The sequence below is a fragment of the Serpentinimonas raichei genome, assembly GCF_000828895.1.
Lineage (GTDB): Bacteria > Pseudomonadota > Gammaproteobacteria > Burkholderiales > Burkholderiaceae_C > Serpentinimonas > Serpentinimonas raichei.
In genome coordinates this window covers 1,618,476-1,635,295 of the sequence record NZ_AP014568.1, presented here as the reverse complement: position 1 = coordinate 1,635,295, position 16,820 = coordinate 1,618,476, and the positions used below count along the sequence as shown (strand labels likewise).

Here is a 16,820-nt window from a genome sequence, read left to right as displayed (position 1 = left end):
CGCTTCAGCTCTCGGCGGCTTCGATCAAAAAGCGCAGGCGCCGTCGCCCCTGCCACTCGTCGGCGTCGAGCCTATAGGCCAGCCGGGCGCGCGCGGGCAGGGTTTCGGTGCGGCCAAACCAGATGCCATCGACCGCCTCGCCGCCGTGGCGCAGCTTGAGCGCCAGGTGTTTCTGGCCCAGCAGGCGCTGCGACAGCACCTCGAGTTCTTCGCAAAACAGCGGCGGCGCAAAGCCCTGGCCCCAAACCTGCTGCTGCAGCGTGTCGCACAAGTCCAGCCGCCGGTACTGCGGCTCCAGCGCGCCATCGGTCTCCAGGCGCTGTTGCAGCGTGGCAGCGTCTAGCCATTCGCTGCCGATCTGCTCGAAAGCGGCGGCGAAGGTGGGCAGCTGATCGGCGGCGATGGTGCAGCCGGCGGCGGCGGCGTGGCCGCCAAAGCGCAGCAGCACGCCGGGGTGGCGCTTGGCGAGCAAGTCCAGCGCGTCGCGCAAGTGAAAGCCGGCGATGGAGCGCCCCGAGCCCTTGAGTTCGCCCGCTTTGTCGGCCGCTTGGCTGGGCGCAAACACAAAAGTGGGGCGGTGCAGCTTGTCTTTCAGGCGCGCCGCCACGATGCCGATCACGCCTTCGTGGAAAGCGCCGTCGTACAGGCACAGCGCGGGCGGGGTGCCGGCGTGGGCGCGCGCCAGGCACAGCGCCTCGGCCAGTTGCAGCGCCTGCTCGCGCATTTCGCCTTCCAGGCTCTTGCGTTCGCGGTTGATGGCGTCCAGCGTCTGCGCCAGCTCGCGGGCGCGCTCGGGCTCGTCGCAGCACAGGCATTCGATGCCAAGGCGCATGTCGCTCAGGCGCCCGGCGGCGTTGATGCGCGGCCCCAGCGCAAAACCGAGGTCGAAGCTGCTGGCCAGTTCGGGGCGGCGGCTGGCGACCGCAAACAGCGCCGCCAGCCCGGCCGGCATCTGGCCGCTGCGGATGCGCTTCAAGCCCTGCGCCACCAGGCGCCGGTTCAGGGCGTCGAGCCGCACCACATCGGCCACCGTGCCCAGCGCCACCAGCGGCAGCAGCGGGTCCAGGCGCGGCTGTTGCGCCGCCGTGAAAACACCTCGGGTGCGCAGTTCGGCGCGCAGCGCCAGCAGCACATAAAACATCACCCCCACGCCGGCCAGCGCCTTGCTCGGGAAGGGGCAGCCGGGCTGGTTCGGGTTGACGATCACGCAATCTTGCGGCAGCGCCACCGCGCCGTCGATCACGGCCGGCAGGTGGTGGTCGGTGATCAGCACCTGCAAGCCCAGCGCCCGTGCGTGCGCCACGCCTTCGACGCTGGCGATGCCGTTGTCCACCGTCACCAGCACATCGGCCCCGCTGGCGCGCACCCGTGCGGCGATGCTGGGGGTCAGGCCGTAGCCGTCTTGGACTCGGTCTGGCACTAGGTAGTCGGCGCGGTTCCAGCCCAGCGCTTGCCCGAGCAAGTGCAGCCCGCGCAGGCCCAGCGCGCAGGCGCTGGCGCCGTCGCAGTCGTAATCGGCCACGATGCAGATGCGCAGCCCGCCTTGCATGGCGTCGGCCAGCAGCCGGGCGGCGTCGGTGCAGCCTTGCATCTGCTCGGGGGCGGGCAGTTGCGCCAGGCTGTCGTCGAGCTCGGCGCCCTGCACAATGCCCCGGGCGGCGTACAAGCGCGCCAGCAGCGGGTGCAGGCCGGCTTGCTCCAGCGCCCAGACGGCGCGTGGCGGGGTGTCGCGGACGGTGAGTTTCATAGGCTGGCCAAGAGGGTGGCGGGGTTGGGTGCGGGGGCGCGGCGGCGCAGTGGGGTGCGCCAGCGCTCCAGCCAGCCTTGGCCCGGCGCAGTGGCCAGCGCCGGGCTGGCCCAGGTTTGCCAGTTGCGTTCGCCGCACAGGGTCAGGCGCAGGGCAGCGCCGGCGTGGGCACGGGGCAGCCAGTCGGTCTGCAGGCGGTGCTCCAGCTCGGCCCAGGCGGCGACCCAAAGCGGCCAGTCGGCAGCCAGTGCGGCTTCGCGCAGGCGCGGTTCGGTGGCCACGCCGGCGCCGCGTGCCGCCTGCACTTGGGCGGCGTTGAGCGCACCGGTGCCACTGACCCAGATCGCGTTGACTGGCAACAGGCCGCTTTCGGTGCGGCGATCGTAGGCCGGATGGGTGTAGAACAGCATCTGGGCCTCGCTTTGCAGCCGCTGCAGGGTGCGGGCGGCCGGGGTCTGGCTGCGCTCGGGCAACCAGCCGTGCAGCGGGCGCTGCCAGACCCGGTCCAAGCTGGCGCAGGGCAGGGTGCGCAGCGGCTCGCCTTCGGCGCGCCAGCGCGTCGGCGTCTCGAAGTGCAACTGCAGGCCGTCGGCCTCGGCCAGTGGGCGCAGGGCCTGCAACAAGGCCTGCGCATCGGTGGCTGCCAAATCGGATACGCCCCACAGCGTCACGCCGTCCATGGTCGCGCGCCAGTGGCAGGGGCTGAACCAGGCGCAGGGGGTGTCGGCCACGGCGGCGTGCCAAGCTGCCAGGGGCAGGCAGCCATCGGGCCTTTCGGCCCAGCCCAAGGCGGCGGCCGAGGCCGCTTCGTGTGGGGCGTTGAGCCCCCACTCGCTGCCCGTGTGCATCGGCTCGCTGGACCATTCGCTCAGCAGGGCCTGCAAGGCAGGCAGCGCCAGCGTGGGCAGCAGGTTTTGGCAGGCGGGCGCGCGGGCGCTGGCCCAGGGCACGATCAGGTGCAAGGGGGCGGGCGAGGCAGGTGTGTGGGGCAAGGGGTCGATCTGGTGCGCGATCTGAGTCAAGGGAGGGCCTGCAAAAAAACTTTCACATAAGGAAGGTAGAGTGATTGTCGCGTTGTTTTTTAAATCTGCACCCAAGGCCCTTATCCATGCAACCTGCACCTGTGCGTAGCCACAACCGATCCGCATCCGCTGTGGCCGGTGCCCTTGGCGAACCCAACCCAGGCCGCTCCAGCAGCGCCGCCGAACGCGCTTGGGTATTTTTTCGGCGTTGGTTGGCCAATCCCTTGCAAATGGGTTCGATCATTCCCTCATCGGCTGCGCTGGGCAAGCTGGTGGCGGCGGCGGTGCGCAGCGGCCCAGAGGGCATGGTGCTCGAACTCGGGGCCGGCACCGGGGCCATTACGGCGGCCATGCTGCGCGACGGCATCGCCCCCGAGCGGCTGATCGTGGTCGAGATCGTGCCCGAAATGGCGGAGGTGCTGCGCCGCACCTACCCCGGCGTCACGGTGGTCTGCGGCGACGCCTGGAGCCTGCCGCAGTTGCTCGGCTTGCAGGCGCTGGGGCGCATTGGCAGCGTGGTGTGCGGCATCCCGATGGTTTTGTTGTCCCAGGAGCGCCAGCAAGGCTTGATCGACGCCATCGAGGCGGTGGCCCCCGGGCGCGGTTTTTTGCACTTCTCGTACTGCATCACCTCGCCGCTGTCGGCGCACAAGCTGGGCTTGCAGGGCCAGCGCGAGGCCTGGACACCGGCCAACTTCCCGCCCGCTTCGGTGTGGCGCTACACGCCGCTGGACGCGCACTGAGGGGGTGCTGAGCGGCTGCCGAGTCCGCGCAGTCGCAGCGCAGCTCCCCTTGGGGCACCTGCTGCGGCGCTTTGCGCTACCATTGGCCGTTACCACCCCCGCTTCGATTCCGCCTTGGGCGGTTGCGCCCACTTGCTTTCGACTTCATGCAGCTTCCCTACGAACTCCGGCTCGGCTGGCGTTACACCCGCGCTGGCCGCGCCAGTCGGCGCAACGGCTTCATCTCCTTCATCAGCGCCGTCTCGATGCTGGGCATCGCGCTCGGGGTGGCGGCGCTGATCATCGTGCTCAGCGTGATGAACGGTTTTCAGACCGAGGTGCGCGACCGCATGCTGGGGGTGCTGGCGCACGTCGAGGTGTTCGCGCCCGGCGAGCAAGCCATCCCGCACCTTGAGCAAACCTTGCGTGAAGTGCGCGCGCACCCGGAGGTCATCGGCGCCGCGCCGTTCATTGCCGCCCAAGGCCTGCTGGCTTGGGGCGAGGACATGCGCGGCGCGCAGATTCGCGGCATCGACCCGGCGCTGGAGAGCCAGGTCACCGAATTGGCCGCCGATCAGGCGCAGCAGGCGTTGGCGCAGTTGCAGCCCGGTGGCTTTGGCGTGGTGCTGGGGGCGGCGCTGGCGCGCAGCCTGGGCGTGGGGCTGGGCGATGCGGTGACGCTGATCGTCCCCAGCGGCCAGCTCACCCCGGCGGGCGTGATGCCGCGCATGCGCCAACTCACGGTGGTGGGTTTGTTCGATTCCGGGCACCACGATTTCGACTCCACCCTGGCCTATCTGCACTACGCAGACGCGGCGCGGCTGTTTCGCCTCGAAGGCCCGACCGGGGTGCGGCTCAAGATCCGCGACCTGCACCAAGCCCCCGAAGTGGCGCTGCAACTGGCGGCCACACTCAGCGGCGACCTGTTCATCCGCGACTGGACGCGCGTCAACCGCACCTGGTTTGCCGCGGTGCAACTGGAAAAGCGCATGATGTTCGTCATCCTGACGCTGATCGTCGCGGTGGCGGCCTTCAACCTGGTTTCCACGCTGGTGATGACCGTGACCGACAAGCGCGCCGACATCGCCATTTTGCGCACCCTAGGGGCCAGCCCCGGCAGCATCATGGCCATCTTCATGGTGCAGGGCGCGCTGGCGGGCTTTATCGGCACTGCGCTCGGGCTGCTGCTCGGGCTCGGGGTGGCGCTCAACGTCGAGACGCTGATGCCGGCGCTGGAGCGCCTGCTCGGCTTCACCCTGCTGCCGCCCGAGATCTACCTCATCACCACCTTGCCCAGCGACCCGCGCAGCGCCGACATCGTGCCGATCGTGCTGATTGCGCTGCTGCTGGCCTTTTTGGCCACGATCTACCCGAGCTGGCACGCCAGCCGCGTCAACCCGGCCGAGGCGCTGCGCTATGAGTGAAACCCAGCAAACGCCGGTGGTGCTGTCTGCGCAAGGGCTGGTGAAGCGCTTTCGCGAAGGGCCGATTGACCTCACCGTGCTGCAAGGGGTCGATCTGCAAGTCTGCGCCGGCCAGACGCTGGCCATCGTCGGCGCTTCGGGCTGCGGCAAAAGCACCTTGCTGCACCTGCTGGGCGGGCTCGATGCGCCCAGCAGCGGCGCGGTGCAACTGTGCGGGCAGCCGCTGCACCAGCTCACCGCAGCGCAGCAAGGGCAGTTGCGCAACCGGCATTTGGGCTTTGTTTACCAATTTCACCATTTGTTACCTGAGTTTTCGGCGCTCGACAACGTCGCCATGCCGCTCTGGATTCGGCGCCAGCCGCGCGCCCAAGCGGCCGAGCAGGCCGCGCTGTGGCTGCAAAAAGTTGGGCTGGGGCAGCGGCTGGCGCACCGACCGGCCGAGCTCTCGGGCGGCGAGCGCCAGCGCGTGGCCTTGGCGCGTGCGCTGGTGACGCAGCCGGCTTGCGTGCTGGCCGACGAGCCCACCGGCAACCTTGACCGCACCAGCGCCGCCGGGGTGTTTGAGCTGATGCTGGGGCTGGCACGCGAGCAGGGCACGGCCTTTGTGGTCGTGAGCCACGACCCGGAACTGGCGCAACGCTGCGACCGGGTGCTGCACATGCAAGGCGGGCGGCTGCAGCCGCTCTGAACTTTCACTCCCCGTCGCCCGATCTTGGCAGGCCCCCAAAAGCCTGAGTGTGGCGCAGGTGTATGCGGTGACCGCTTACATTCTGTATTTAACTGAAGTGGTGCCCAACGAGCTGCAAGAAGCCAACACCCGCATCTTGGCAGTGTGGATTCTGGCCGGTGCATCCGCGCGTTGAACTCGGCTTGCCCTTTTCCTATCAAACCGACATCAACCCTTCCGAAAGGAAACCATCCGTGAAAACCAACCGACGCACCGTTCTTCAGGCCACCGGTGCCATGGCGACCTTGGTTGCGCTGGGCATCGTGACGGCCCAGCAAGCCCACGCAGCGGGTCGTCCCGGTTTTGATGCCCGCACGCTGCAGGACGCGCTGCGCACGCTGGGTGGTGCGCCAGCGACCTCGAACCAGATCAGCATCGTCTCGCCCGATATCGCAGAAAACGGCGCCGTGGTGCCGGTGACGGTCATCAGCCGCCTGCCCAAGACCACCGAAATGTTTGTTTTGGTCGAGCGCAACCCGCTGCCCTTGACGGTTGCTTTTACCATCCCCGAGGGCACCGAAGCCGAAATCCAGACCCGCTTGCGCATGAGCGAGAGCAGCAACATCGTGGCTGTGGTGCGCGCCGATGGCCGGCTGTTTTCTGTCGTCAAGGAAACCAGGGTCATCCTCGGCGGCTGCGGCGGTTAAGGCGCGGCAGCAGCACCCTACACAGTCCTATCTGGAGAATTATCATGGCAGGTCCGATGCGTGTTCGAGCCACCGAAGAGGGTGGCGTGACCACTGTTCGCGTGTTGATGGCGCACCCGATGGAAACCGGCTTGCGCCGCGGCTCCGATGGCAGCCCGATTGCGGCGCACTACATCACCAATGTCGAGGCCACACACAACGGCCGCACCGTGCTCTCGGGTGTCTGGGGGCCAGCGGTATCGCAAAACCCCTTTTTGGCGTTCAAGTTCCGCGGTGCCGCCAAGGGTCAGCGCGTGGCGGTGCGCTGGACCGATAACCGGGGCGGTACCCGCACCGAAGAAGCGGTGATTGCTTAAAGCACCGTCGTCGGCATTGCAGGCATAAAAGTCAAGGCGCGCCTTTAAGCCACTGGGAAGGTGCCGGGCAGCAAAATCGAGCGGTCCACGGTTGCTATGTCGGTGTGGCCAGTGAAGGCCATGCTGAGCTCCAGCTCTTTTTGCATCAGCTCCAGCACCTTGCTGACGCCGGCTTCGCCCATGGCCCCCAGGCCGTAGAGGAAGGCGCGGCCGATGTAGGTGCCGCGCGCACCCAAGGCGCGGGCTTTGAGCACGTCTTGGCCGCTGCGGATGCCGCCGTCCATGTGCACTTCGATCTGCGAGCCCACGGCGGCAACGATTTTGGGCAGGGCGCGGATGCTGCTCTCGGCCCCGTCGAGTTGGCGTCCGCCGTGGTTGCTCACAATCAGCGCATCGGCCCCGGACTCGACCGCCAAGCGCGCATCGGCTTCGTCTTGGATGCCCTTGAGGATGAGCTTGCCGCCCCAGCGCTTTTTCACCCACTCCACATCGGCCCAATTCAGGGCGGGGTCGAACTGCTGCGCGGTCCAGGCGCTGAGCTGCGACATATCGCTCACGCCCTTGACGTGGCCGACGATGTTGCCAAACTGGCGTCGGCTGGTGCGCGCCATCCCCAGGCACCAGCGCGGCTTGGTGAGCAGGTCGAGCACGCTGGCCAAGGTGGGTTTGGGCGGGGCCGAGAGGCCGTTTTTGAGGTCTTTGTGGCGCTGGCCCAAAATTTGCAAATCGAGCGTGAGCACCAGCGCCGAGCAGCCGGCGGCCTTGGCGCGGTCTATCAGGCGGGCGATGAAGTCGCGGTCGCGCATCACGTAGAGCTGAAACCAGAAACCCGGGCCGGCGTGCTCCGCCACGTCTTCGATCGAGCAGATGCTCATGGTCGAGAGCGTGAACGGCACGCCAAAAGCGCGCGCGGCGCGGGCGGCCAGGATTTCGCCGTCGGCGTGCTGCATGCCGGTCAGGCCGGTGGGGGCCAGCGCGACCGGCATCGCCACTTCTTGGCCGATCAGGGTGCTGCGGGTGCTGCGCCCCTCCATGTTGACCGCCACGCGCTGGCGCAGCTTGATGGGCACGAAGTCGGCCTCGTTGGCGCGGTAGGTGCTTTCGGTCCACGAACCGCTGTCGGCATAGTCGTAAAACATGCGTGGCACGCGCTTTTGGGCCAAGCGGCGCAGGTCTTCGACGCAGGTGATGACGGTCATGGGCGGGTCTCCTGTTATAGATCCCGCATGGTAGCGCCCGGGGCGCCCCGAGCTGTTGAAAAGTGGCTGCCGGGGCGTGAAATATGGCGCTGCAGTCGCGCTGGGGGCTTGCTTGGGGGGGCTTACTGCGCCGTGTGCAGGCACTCGGTCAGCTTGAGCCCGGTGAGCTGGTGGATGGCGCGCCCGATATAGTAGAGCACGAGCAGCATCATCAGCGTGGCCGGGATGGCGATCATGGGGTAGCTCAGGAGCGTGAGGCGCCCGAGCTCTTCATTGAAGGCGGTGGTGCCGGCCGGGCTGACCACGATCCAGCGCGCCAAAATGAAGTTCATGGTGGCCGAAAAGAAGAAGGTGGCACCCAGCATCCAGGTGGCGCGTTGCAGCCGCGCTTCAAACTCGGCCTGGGCACCGCGCAGCAGCAACTGCGCTTGCACGCGCTCGACGTCGATCAGGCGCGGGTGGTAGAGCACGGTGCGGATGAGCGGGTAGCGGGTCCAGGTGGAGCCGATCACCGCCAGCCCGATCAGGCCCGGAATGGCGGCCTCTTTGACTGCCAGCCAGAAGGCGTCGAGCTCCAGCAGGCCGATGCCGCCGGTGAGCCCGATGCTGACCAAGCCAAGCACGGCAAAGGGGTTGAGGCGGCGTTGCAACCAGAGGTCGCGCGCGCCCCAGCCGAGCGGAAAGGCCAGCGCCAGCAGCAGCGCGTTGACGGGCCCGAGGTCTTCGGGGCCGCTGAGCTGCATCAGGATGATCGACGGCACGATGACCGCGATCAAGACCTCGGTCAGGGGGCTGGCGGGTTTGCGCTGCGGGGTGCTCATTGGGCTTCGGGGGTTTTCCAGGGGCTGGAGTGGAACGGGCTTAGCTGCAACTGATGCTGCCGCAGCCGCTCATGCTGGCCGGGCGCACCTGCGAGGGGTCGGGCAGGGTTTCGGTCTGGGTATCGAATTGCAGCGCTTGCAGGTGCTGCGCCAGCCCGGCGTCCATGCTCTGCGCGTGCAGCGGCAACCACTCGGCCAGCGCCTCGGCCATGCGGGTGATGATGCTGCGGTCGCCCTTGTGGAAGTGGGCTTCGACGGCCAGCAGGGTGTCGAGCACGCTTTTGTGCTGCAGGCTGTGGCAGTTGTCGGCAGTGAAGCCGCTGGCCAGCATCCAGCGGTCTTCTTGAGCAAAGTGCTCGGTGGTGTGCGCGACCAGCTCGTGGTAGGGCGCCAGTTGCTGCTCGGGCGGCAGGGCGCGCAGGCGCGCCAGCAACTCGACCATTTCTTGGTGCGTGGCGTCCATGCGGGCGTCACCAATTTGCAGCGCCTCGGACCAGACCAAGTCGGGCACGGGCGCAAACTCGCGCGCCGGGGGGCTGGCGGCTGCGGCTTCGGTGGGTTCTAGGGTGGCGGTGTTCATGGCACAACAAAAATAGCGGTGGCCGCTGACGCAGGCCTTGATTCGCATCAAAGCCTGAGTCCAGCGGGCGGTTAAAAGTTCAGTTGGCGCAGGTCGCGGCGGGTTTCGACCAGCACCAACGGGCCATCGCCGGGCATTTGAACCGGCTTGGGCTGGCGCGGCGCATGCGGCGCTGGCGCTTGGGCCGCGCTGGCGGCGCGGGCCTGCTCGACGCGGGCGGCGTCGGACTGCACCCATTGCAAGCCCACTTGGCTGGCCAGCGCTTCGAGCTCGGTCAGCGGCAGCACGTAGGGGGTGCTGGCCTGGGCGCTGGGCTGCTGCTCGGTGGCGACGGTGGCAGTTGAGGTGGGAGCGACCGCTGGCGCTGGCGCGGGCACAGGGGCCGCCGCAGGCAGCGCAGCGCTGTCCGTGTCGGTCACTGCGCGGGGGCTTGGTGCGGGCGCAGCGGCGCTGCTGGGAGCAGCGGGTGCATCGGCTGCTGCGGGCGCATCGGCTGCAGCCTGGCTGCTGGCGCGGCTGAAGTAGGAGCGCGGTTGCGCCTCGACTTCTTGGCTGGCCTCGGCGGCAGTTGCAACAACCGCTGCGGCAGCAGGTGTGGCAGCAGGAGCATTGGCAGGGCTGTCATCGCTCACATCGGTGTTGTCGGCGCTGTCGCTGGCTTCGGTGCCGGCGGTGCGATCGCGCCGGTCGCGCCCGTAGCGGTCGCGGCTGCGGCGGCGGCTGCCGGTGTCTTCGGCCTCGCGCTCGCTGGGCAGCTGCGGGGTGCCCGACGCATCGGTTGACGCAGCGTCGGTCAAGGGGCGCTCGGCGCTGGCCTCCTCGGCACTGGATGCAACAGAATCGACCCCGTTGACTGGGATGGTGGCACCGCGTCGGCCTTCGCCACCACGGCCACGCCCACCGCGCTCACGCCGTGGGGTCTCGCTGCCGGTGCCTGTGCTGGCAGGGCTCATGTCACCGTCTAGGTTCGCAGGGGCGCTGCTGGCTTGGGCCTCGCTGCCCTCACGCCGGCCTTCGCGGGGTTCGCGTGGCTCACGGCCTTCGCGTTCGCTGCGGCCTTCGCGATCCGGGCGCGCAGGGCGGCGTGCCTCGCCGCGTTCGGTGCGCTCGCCGGCTTCGGTGCGGGCGTTGCCACGCTCGGCGCGGGGCTCGCGGCCCTCGGTGGCGGAATCGGCACGCCCTTCAATGCGGCCTTCAGGGCGGGCAGGACGCTCGCCCCGGTCGCTGCGCTCACCGCGGCTGCCGCGCTCGCCACCACGGCCTGCGGCCTCGCTAGCGCCTTCAGGCCGCGGACCACGATCACCGCGCTCGCCGCGTTCGCCGCGTTCGCCATTGCGGCCGCGGCCTGCGCCCCCACGTCCGCCGCGCCCAAGCTCGGCCCGGGCAGATGCGGTGGCGGGTATGGGGCTGGCCGGGGTGGATGGCACCACGCTGTCCGCAGCCGGCGCGGCGCTCGGCTCCAAGCCCAGCAAGCGCTTGAACCAGGCCATGAAACCGCTCGGCGCTGCAGCAGAAGTGGGCGCTTGGGCGGCGCCGCCAGTGCGCGGCGTGGCGGCATGGGTTGCGCCCGCTGCGGCGGCAGCCACAGGAGCCGCTGGCGCAGCCGGGGCCTCGGCCGGGCTGGCTTTGGCCGCAGCCTGCGGCGCCGGGCCGTCGGGCAGCACGCCCTTGATCAGCGGCTCTTGCTTGTTGGCGCGCTCGTGGCTGCGCCGGGTCACGGTGGCCACGTCGTCGATTTCTTCGGCCAGCCGGTAGCTGGCGTCGAGCTTGTCGAGGCGCGGGTCGTCGTGCTTGAGGCGTTCGAGCTTGTAGTGTGGGGTGTCGAGCGATTTGTTGGGCACCAGCAGCACGTTGATGCGCTGGCGCAGCTCGATCTTGGTGATCTCGGTGCGTTTTTCGTTGAGCAAAAAGCTTGCCACTTCAACCGGCACCTGCACGAACACGGCGGCGGTGCCGTCTTTGAGCGATTCTTCTTGGATCACGCGCAAAATTTGCAGCGCCGAGCTCTCGGTGTCGCGGATGTGGCCCGAGCCGCCGCAGCGCGGGCAGGGGATGGAGGCCCCTTCGGCCAAGGTGGGGCGCAGGCGCTGGCGGCTCATTTCGAGCAGGCCAAATTTGCTGATGGCGCTGAACTGCACCCGGGCGCGGTCTTGGCGCAGCGCATCGCGCAGGCGGTTTTCTACATCGCGCCGGTTGCGCGATTCTTCCATGTCGATGAAGTCGATCACCAGCAGGCCGCCCAAATCGCGCAGCCGGGCTTGGCGCGCCACTTCGTCGGCGGCCTCGAGGTTGGTGCGCAACGCGGTTTCCTCGATGTCGCCGCCCTTGATGGAGCGCGCCGAGTTCACGTCCACCGCCACCAGCGCTTCGGTCTGGTCGATCACGATCGCGCCACCGCTGGGCAGTTGCACCGTGCGGCTGTAGGCGGTTTCGATCTGGTGCTCCATCTGGAAGCGCGAAAACAGCGGCGCGTCGTCGCGGTAGCGCTTCACCCGATGCCCATGTTCGGGCATCACGTGGCTCATGAACTGGTGCGCTTGCTCGTAGATGTCGTCGGTGTCGATCAGGATTTCACCGATCTGGCTGTTGAAATAGTCGCGGATGGCGCGGATCACCAGGCTCGATTCCTGGTAAATCAGGAACGCGCCCTTGCCGGCTTTGGCGGCGCCGTCGATGGCGTTCCAGAGCTTGAGCAGGTAGTTCAAGTCCCATTGCAATTCACCCGCTTCGCGCCCTATGCCGGCGGTGCGCGCGATGATGCTCATGCCACCCGGGTAGTCGAGCTGGTCCAGCACCGCTTTGAGTTCGGCCCGTTCGTCGCCTTCGATGCGCCGGCTCACGCCACCGCCGCGCGGGTTGTTGGGCATCAGCACCACGTAGCGCCCGGCCAAGCTGACGAAGGTGGTGAGGGCCGCGCCTTTGTTGCCGCGCTCTTCTTTTTCGATTTGAACCAGCAGTTCCTGGCCTTCTTTGATCACGTCCTGGATGCGCGCCTGGGCGGGCGAGGCATTGCCTTGGAAGTATTGGCGCCCGATTTCCTTGAACGGCAAAAAGCCTTGGCGGTCTTCGCCGTAATCCACGAAGCAGGCTTCCAGCGAAGGCTCGACGCGCGTCACCACGGCCTTGTAGATATTGCCTTTGCGCTGCTCGCGCCCTTCGATTTCGATTTCGTAGTCGAGCAGTTTTTGCCCGTCTACGATGGCCAACCGCCGTTCTTCGGACTGGGTGGCGTTGATCAGCATGCGTTTCATAAAAAATTCCTCGGTCTTTTGCACAACATGCCCCAAATGGGGCGCACGGCCAGCGGCCAACGTGCGACGTGCGAACGAGGAGGAATTGCCGGAGATCCCGGGCTTAGGGTGGGCTGTGCGGTCGGCTGGGTGGGCGCGACCGCACAGCCTCAAACCTGCCAAGGCATGGGCGCGTGGAGGGCGGTGATCAAAGGGGGCCAGTGGGGGGCTGTCACAGCGTCTGCCAGAGGGGCTTTGGTTTCACTTTGGTCCGCGTCCAGCCCGGCGCGGCGCGGCGCGCGTGGGCTGGACGTTTGGGGTATTCCGTATCGGGTTCGCTTCGACGACGTCGACTCGACCTGCGGTTCGTGCGGCCGCTGTGGGCGGCTACGTTGCTGCCAAGGCGGGGCGGCACGAAAGGGCAGGGCTGGCAACTTGTTACCGAATCGGGGGTGGTGGCGCGTGCCCTTAAAATCCTAGCTTGATTTCAAGGCTGCTCAAACACCAACCCATCGACTCTGGTGACAACCATTATAAACAATTCCAGTGCCGGCGTGCGCCAGCTCGTGGTCGATGCCGAATCCGACGGCCAGCGGCTCGACAACTACCTGTTGCGCGAGCTCAAAGGCGCACCCAAAAGCCTGATCTACCGCGTCATCCGCTCTGGTGAGGTGCGGCGCAACAAGGGCCGGGTGCAGGCCGACAGCCGGGTCGCAACGGGCGATGTGCTGCGCATACCGCCGCTGCGCCTGCCTGAGAGCGGGCGCCTGAAGGCCGACGAGGAGGGCGCAGCGCCACCGCGCGAATTTCCCGTGCTCTACGAGGACGACGCCTTGCTGGCCATCGACAAGCCTGCCGGGGTGGCGGTGCACGGGGGCAGCGGGGTTTCGTTTGGGGTGATCGAGCAGCTGCGCCGTGCGCGGCCCGAGGCGCCGCTGCTGGAGCTGGTGCATCGCTTGGACCGCGACACCAGCGGCATTTTGCTGGTGGCCAAAAAACGCAGCGTGCTGCGCACCTTGCAAGACCAATTGCGCCAACGCAGCATGGGAAAAACCTATTTGGCCCTGGTCAAGGGCAGTTGGCCGACTCGGCTGAAAGTGCTCGACTGGCCCTTGCACAAGTATTTGCTGCCCGATGGCGAGCGCCGGGTGCGCGTCACCGACGAGCACGATCCGCAGGGCATGCGCTCGATCAGCTTGGTGCGGGTGCTCGGGCAGCTGGCTTTGGGTGACACCGATGCAGGGGGCGCGGCACCAATGGCGACGCTGCTGGCCGTGACGATCAAAACCGGGCGCACGCACCAGATTCGGGTGCATTTGTCACACGCCGGGCACCCGATCGCGGGCGATGACAAATACGGTGACTTTGGCTGGAACCGCACTTTGCAAAAACTGGGCGGCAAGCGCATGTTTTTGCACGCCTGGCAATTGCGTTTCGTGCACCCTTTGCAAGGGCAGGAGCTGCAACTGCAAGCAACATTGCCGACCGATTTGTTGGCTTGGGCCGATTGTCAACGTTTTTTGTGATTACAATAGAGGCTCTTGTAAACTTTCCGTTAAAGGAACCCCGATATGGCAACTTACGCCGAACTCAAAGCCCAAGCCGAAGCCCTGCTGGTGCAAGCCGAACAGATGCGCAAGCAGGAATTGGCCAATGTTGTTCTGGGCATCAAGGCCACCATGAAAGAGCACGGCATTACGCTCGAAGACTTGGGTGCTGCCGTGCGCAAAACCGGTGCACGCGCCAAAGCCCCGGCCAAATTCAAAGGCCCCAACGGCGAAACCTGGTCGGGCGGGCCAGGGCGCAAGCCCGAGTGGGTGCGGGCGCTGCAAGCCGAAGGCAAAAACATCGAAAGCTACCGCATTTGAGCGCGCTGCTGCGCTAGCGCAGCCGTTCTGCGATAATGCGGGGCGTGCCGCGGCTTGCCTTCGGGCGCGCTGCGTGACGCCGACCCAAAGGGCGCGTGCTGCGCCCTTTGTCGTTGCTGCGCCGCTTGCAGCCGCTCTCCTTTCTGAGAGTCCGCCCCTTTTTCTTTTTGTCCCATGCGCCCGCGCCAATTCGACCTCATCGCCTTCGACTGGGACGGCACCCTGTTCGATTCCACCGCGCAGATCGTGCGAGCGATCCAGGCGGCGGTGCGCGACGTCGGCGGCCGGGTGCCCAGCGACGAGCAAGCCGCTTGGGTGATCGGCATGGGCCTGATGCAGGCGTTGGCGCATGTCGCCCCCGACGTGCCCCCCGAGCGCTACCCCCTGCTGGGCCAGCGCTATCAGCAGCATTATCTGGCGCAGCAGCACGAGCTGACTTTGTTTGATGGGGTGCTGCCGCTGCTGGCCGAGCTGCGCCAGCGCCAGCACCTGCTAGTGGTTGCCACCGGAAAAAGCCGCCGCGGCCTCGACGAAGCGCTGCACTCGGTGCAGTTGCACGGGGTGTTCGATGGCTCGCGCACCGCCGACGAAACCGCCGGCAAGCCACACCCGCTGATGCTCCATGAGCTGATGCAGGCTTTTGACACCGCCCCCGAGCGCACGCTCATGATCGGTGACACCACACACGATTTGCTGATGGCGCGCAACGCCGGCTGCGCCAGTGTGGGCGTGAGCTACGGCGCGCACGACCATGCCCACTTCGATCCCCTAGGCCCGCTGCACGTCGCGCACTCGCTGGCCGAGTTGCGCGCTTGGCTGGCTGCTCACGCCTAAGCGCGCGCACCAGAAAGAACACGATATGGCGGTGCAATGGTTTCCCGGGCACATGCACGCGACGCAAAAAGCGATCGCCGAGCGCCTCAAGTCCATCGACGTGGTGATCGAGCTGCTCGACGCGCGGCTGCCGGGTTCCAGCGCCAACCCGATGCTGGCGCGCCTGATCGGACCCAAGCCGACGCTGAAAATCCTCAACAAGCAAGATTTGGCTGACCCGGCCCTGACGCAAGCTTGGTTGGAGCATTACAACGCCCAGCCACGCACGCGCGCCATCGGCCTCGATGCCGGCATGGCCGGGCCGGCGCGCGCCCTGATCAGCGCTTGCCACGAGCTGGCCCCAAGGCGCGGCGGGCTGGCCAAGCCCATGCGGGTGCTCATCGGCGGCATCCCCAACGTGGGCAAATCGACCCTCATCAACACCCTGGTGGGCAAACGCGCCACCCGCGTCGCCGACGAAGCCGGGGTCACGCGGGCGGAACAGCGCATTTTGCTGGCCGACGATTTTTACCTCTACGACACCCCGGGCGTGCTGTGGCCCAAGATCATCGTGCCCGAAAGCGGCTACCTGCTGGCCGCCAGTGGGGCGGTGGGGCGCAACGCCTACGATGAGGAAAGCGTGGCGCTGGAACTGCTGCTGCGGCTGCGCCAGCCCTACGCCGCCTTGTTGCAGGCGCGCTACCAACTGCCGCAGTCGGTGCAGCAGATTGCCGCCCTGCCCGAAGACGCGCTGCTGCAAGCCATCGGCCAGCGCCGGGGCTGCCTGCTTCCGGGCGGGCGCCTGAACACCCAAAAAGCCGCTGAGGTGCTGTTGAGCGATTTTCGCAGCGCCGCCTTGGGGCCCATCACGCTCGAGTCGCCGCAGCAATTTGCCCAGTGGCTGCGCGCAGCCCAGCAAGCCGAGGCCGAGCGCGCCGCCGAACGGGCTGCATCCCGCCTACCCAAACCCCCAGTGGACCGCGCCACCCACAACCGACCCCCCAAATGGACGCCTTCCTGATCGCTTTCTTATTTGGACTGGGCTACTTCACGCTCAAGGGCCACAGCGAGCGCCAGCGCATCGCCTTGCTGGGCAGCCACTTGCGCCGCTACCAGATCGAAAAGCTGATGGAGCAGCTCAACCACGGCTACCTGCGCGCCTTGGGTGAACCCGAGGCCGAGCGCCGCGCCCCGATGTGGGCCGCGCTGGGCGAGGCCGAGTCGCAACTGGCCCAGCAGTTGGGCGACTTTGCCGCCGACATGAGCCGGTTGCCGGCCGAGCAAACCCGCCTTTGTCGCTTCAGTCTGCCCATGATCGAGCGCTGGCTGCCCCAGTCCACGCTCGATTTGCGCGCCGTCTTGCGCGTGCACGCCGACGCCGTGCAAGCCGCCATGGCCAACCACGGGCAGCGCAGCGCCAAAGCGCGCGCCCACACCCTGCTGGCCGAGCTGATGCTGTTTCAGCACACCTGCCACTGGTTTTGCAAGTCGCGCACCGTGGCCTCGATCCGTCTGCTGGCGCGCCACCGCACCGCCTACGAGCAGGTGCTCGATGCCATCGCCCCCGCAAGCCGGCACGCCTATCTGGCGCTGGTCAAGGGGAACCCGCGCGCGGCTTGAAGACCCGGATCCCCCCTGCTGGGCCGCCTTGCCGGGCGCTAGAA

The 16,820-nt window shown here is 67.4% G+C and carries 16 protein-coding genes; 10 read left to right on the top strand and 6 right to left on the bottom strand.

Annotation, left to right across the window (positions count from 1 at the left end):
• Window positions 1-4 precede the first annotated feature (4 nt).
• Together recJ and SRAA_RS07565 are read right to left on the bottom strand one after the other, a co-directional pair.
• A complete protein-coding gene (gene recJ, locus SRAA_RS07570; RefSeq protein ID WP_045531855.1) occupies window positions 5-1,747 on the bottom strand; it encodes a single-stranded-DNA-specific exonuclease RecJ in 1,743 nt (580 codons plus the stop codon).
• On the bottom strand, window positions 1,744-2,769 hold the full coding sequence (locus SRAA_RS07565) for a hypothetical protein (protein WP_052467519.1): 1,026 nt from the start codon (window positions 2,767-2,769) through the stop codon (window positions 1,744-1,746). Before SRAA_RS07565 ends, recJ begins: the two co-directional genes overlap by 4 nt.
• An 86-nt stretch (window positions 2,770-2,855) precedes the next feature.
• Between SRAA_RS07565 and SRAA_RS07560 the strand changes: the two genes are divergently transcribed.
• The 5 genes from SRAA_RS07560 (at window position 2,856) to soxZ (ending at window position 6,645) form a co-directional block, all read left to right on the top strand.
• The gene (locus SRAA_RS07560) at window positions 2,856-3,512 is read left to right on the top strand and encodes a class I SAM-dependent methyltransferase (protein WP_082039968.1); all 657 of its coding nucleotides are present in this window, start codon (window positions 2,856-2,858) and stop codon (window positions 3,510-3,512) included.
• Between the two features lie 146 nt (window positions 3,513-3,658).
• Window positions 3,659-4,915 (top strand): lipoprotein-releasing ABC transporter permease subunit, encoded by a 1,257-nt coding sequence (locus SRAA_RS07555; RefSeq protein ID WP_045531851.1) that lies wholly within the window; start codon window positions 3,659-3,661, stop codon window positions 4,913-4,915.
• Window positions 4,908-5,603, top strand: a complete 696-nt coding sequence (gene lolD, locus SRAA_RS07550; protein ID WP_045531850.1) for a lipoprotein-releasing ABC transporter ATP-binding protein LolD — start codon at window positions 4,908-4,910, stop codon at window positions 5,601-5,603. The genes SRAA_RS07555 and lolD overlap by 8 nt, the downstream gene beginning before the upstream one ends.
• Window positions 5,604-5,836: 233 nt before the next feature.
• Window positions 5,837-6,289, top strand: coding sequence for a thiosulfate oxidation carrier protein SoxY (gene soxY / locus SRAA_RS07545; RefSeq protein ID WP_144318734.1), 453 nt, complete (start codon window positions 5,837-5,839; stop codon window positions 6,287-6,289).
• Between the two features lie 44 nt (window positions 6,290-6,333).
• Window positions 6,334-6,645, top strand: a complete 312-nt coding sequence (gene soxZ / locus SRAA_RS07540; protein ID WP_082039967.1) for a thiosulfate oxidation carrier complex protein SoxZ — start codon at window positions 6,334-6,336, stop codon at window positions 6,643-6,645.
• Between the two features lie 44 nt (window positions 6,646-6,689).
• Here the strand turns inward: soxZ and SRAA_RS07535 are convergent, their stop codons facing one another.
• The 4 genes from SRAA_RS07535 to SRAA_RS07520 all read right to left on the bottom strand — a co-directional run bounded on the left by SRAA_RS07535 (window position 6,690) and on the right by SRAA_RS07520 (window position 12,496).
• Window positions 6,690-7,844, bottom strand: coding sequence for an alpha-hydroxy acid oxidase (locus SRAA_RS07535; protein ID WP_045531846.1), 1,155 nt, complete (start codon window positions 7,842-7,844; stop codon window positions 6,690-6,692).
• Between the two features lie 122 nt (window positions 7,845-7,966).
• The gene (locus tag SRAA_RS07530) at window positions 7,967-8,665 is read right to left on the bottom strand and encodes a VC0807 family protein (RefSeq protein ID WP_144318733.1); all 699 of its coding nucleotides are present in this window, start codon (window positions 8,663-8,665) and stop codon (window positions 7,967-7,969) included.
• A gap of 40 nt (window positions 8,666-8,705) precedes the next feature.
• Window positions 8,706-9,245, bottom strand: a complete 540-nt coding sequence (locus SRAA_RS07525; protein WP_082040097.1) for a bacteriohemerythrin — start codon at window positions 9,243-9,245, stop codon at window positions 8,706-8,708.
• Between the two features lie 71 nt (window positions 9,246-9,316).
• Window positions 9,317-12,496, bottom strand: a complete 3,180-nt coding sequence (locus tag SRAA_RS07520) for an Rne/Rng family ribonuclease (RefSeq protein ID WP_045533511.1) — start codon at window positions 12,494-12,496, stop codon at window positions 9,317-9,319.
• 500 nt (window positions 12,497-12,996) lie between these two features.
• Here SRAA_RS07520 and SRAA_RS07515 point away from each other — a divergent pair, with 500 nt between their 5' ends.
• From SRAA_RS07515 to SRAA_RS07495, 5 genes are all read left to right on the top strand, one after another.
• Entirely contained in the window at window positions 12,997-14,001 is a 1,005-nt protein-coding gene (locus SRAA_RS07515) for an RluA family pseudouridine synthase (protein ID WP_045531843.1), read from the top strand.
• A gap of 45 nt (window positions 14,002-14,046) precedes the next feature.
• Window positions 14,047-14,343: an H-NS histone family protein gene (locus tag SRAA_RS07510; RefSeq protein ID WP_045531842.1), complete on the top strand. Its 297-nt coding sequence runs from the start codon at window positions 14,047-14,049 to the stop codon at window positions 14,341-14,343.
• A 174-nt stretch (window positions 14,344-14,517) separates the two neighbouring features.
• On the top strand, window positions 14,518-15,177 hold the full coding sequence (locus SRAA_RS07505) for an HAD family hydrolase (protein WP_045531840.1): 660 nt from the start codon (window positions 14,518-14,520) through the stop codon (window positions 15,175-15,177).
• 25 nt (window positions 15,178-15,202) lie between these two features.
• Window positions 15,203-16,177 carry a ribosome biogenesis GTPase YlqF gene (gene ylqF, locus SRAA_RS07500; RefSeq protein WP_045531838.1) on the top strand — a complete coding sequence of 325 codons (975 nt, stop codon included), beginning with the start codon at window positions 15,203-15,205 and terminating at the stop codon, window positions 16,175-16,177.
• Window positions 16,162-16,776, top strand: a complete 615-nt coding sequence (locus SRAA_RS07495) for a hypothetical protein (RefSeq protein ID WP_045531837.1) — start codon at window positions 16,162-16,164, stop codon at window positions 16,774-16,776. Before ylqF ends, SRAA_RS07495 begins: the two co-directional genes overlap by 16 nt.
• Window positions 16,777-16,820 lie beyond the last annotated feature (44 nt).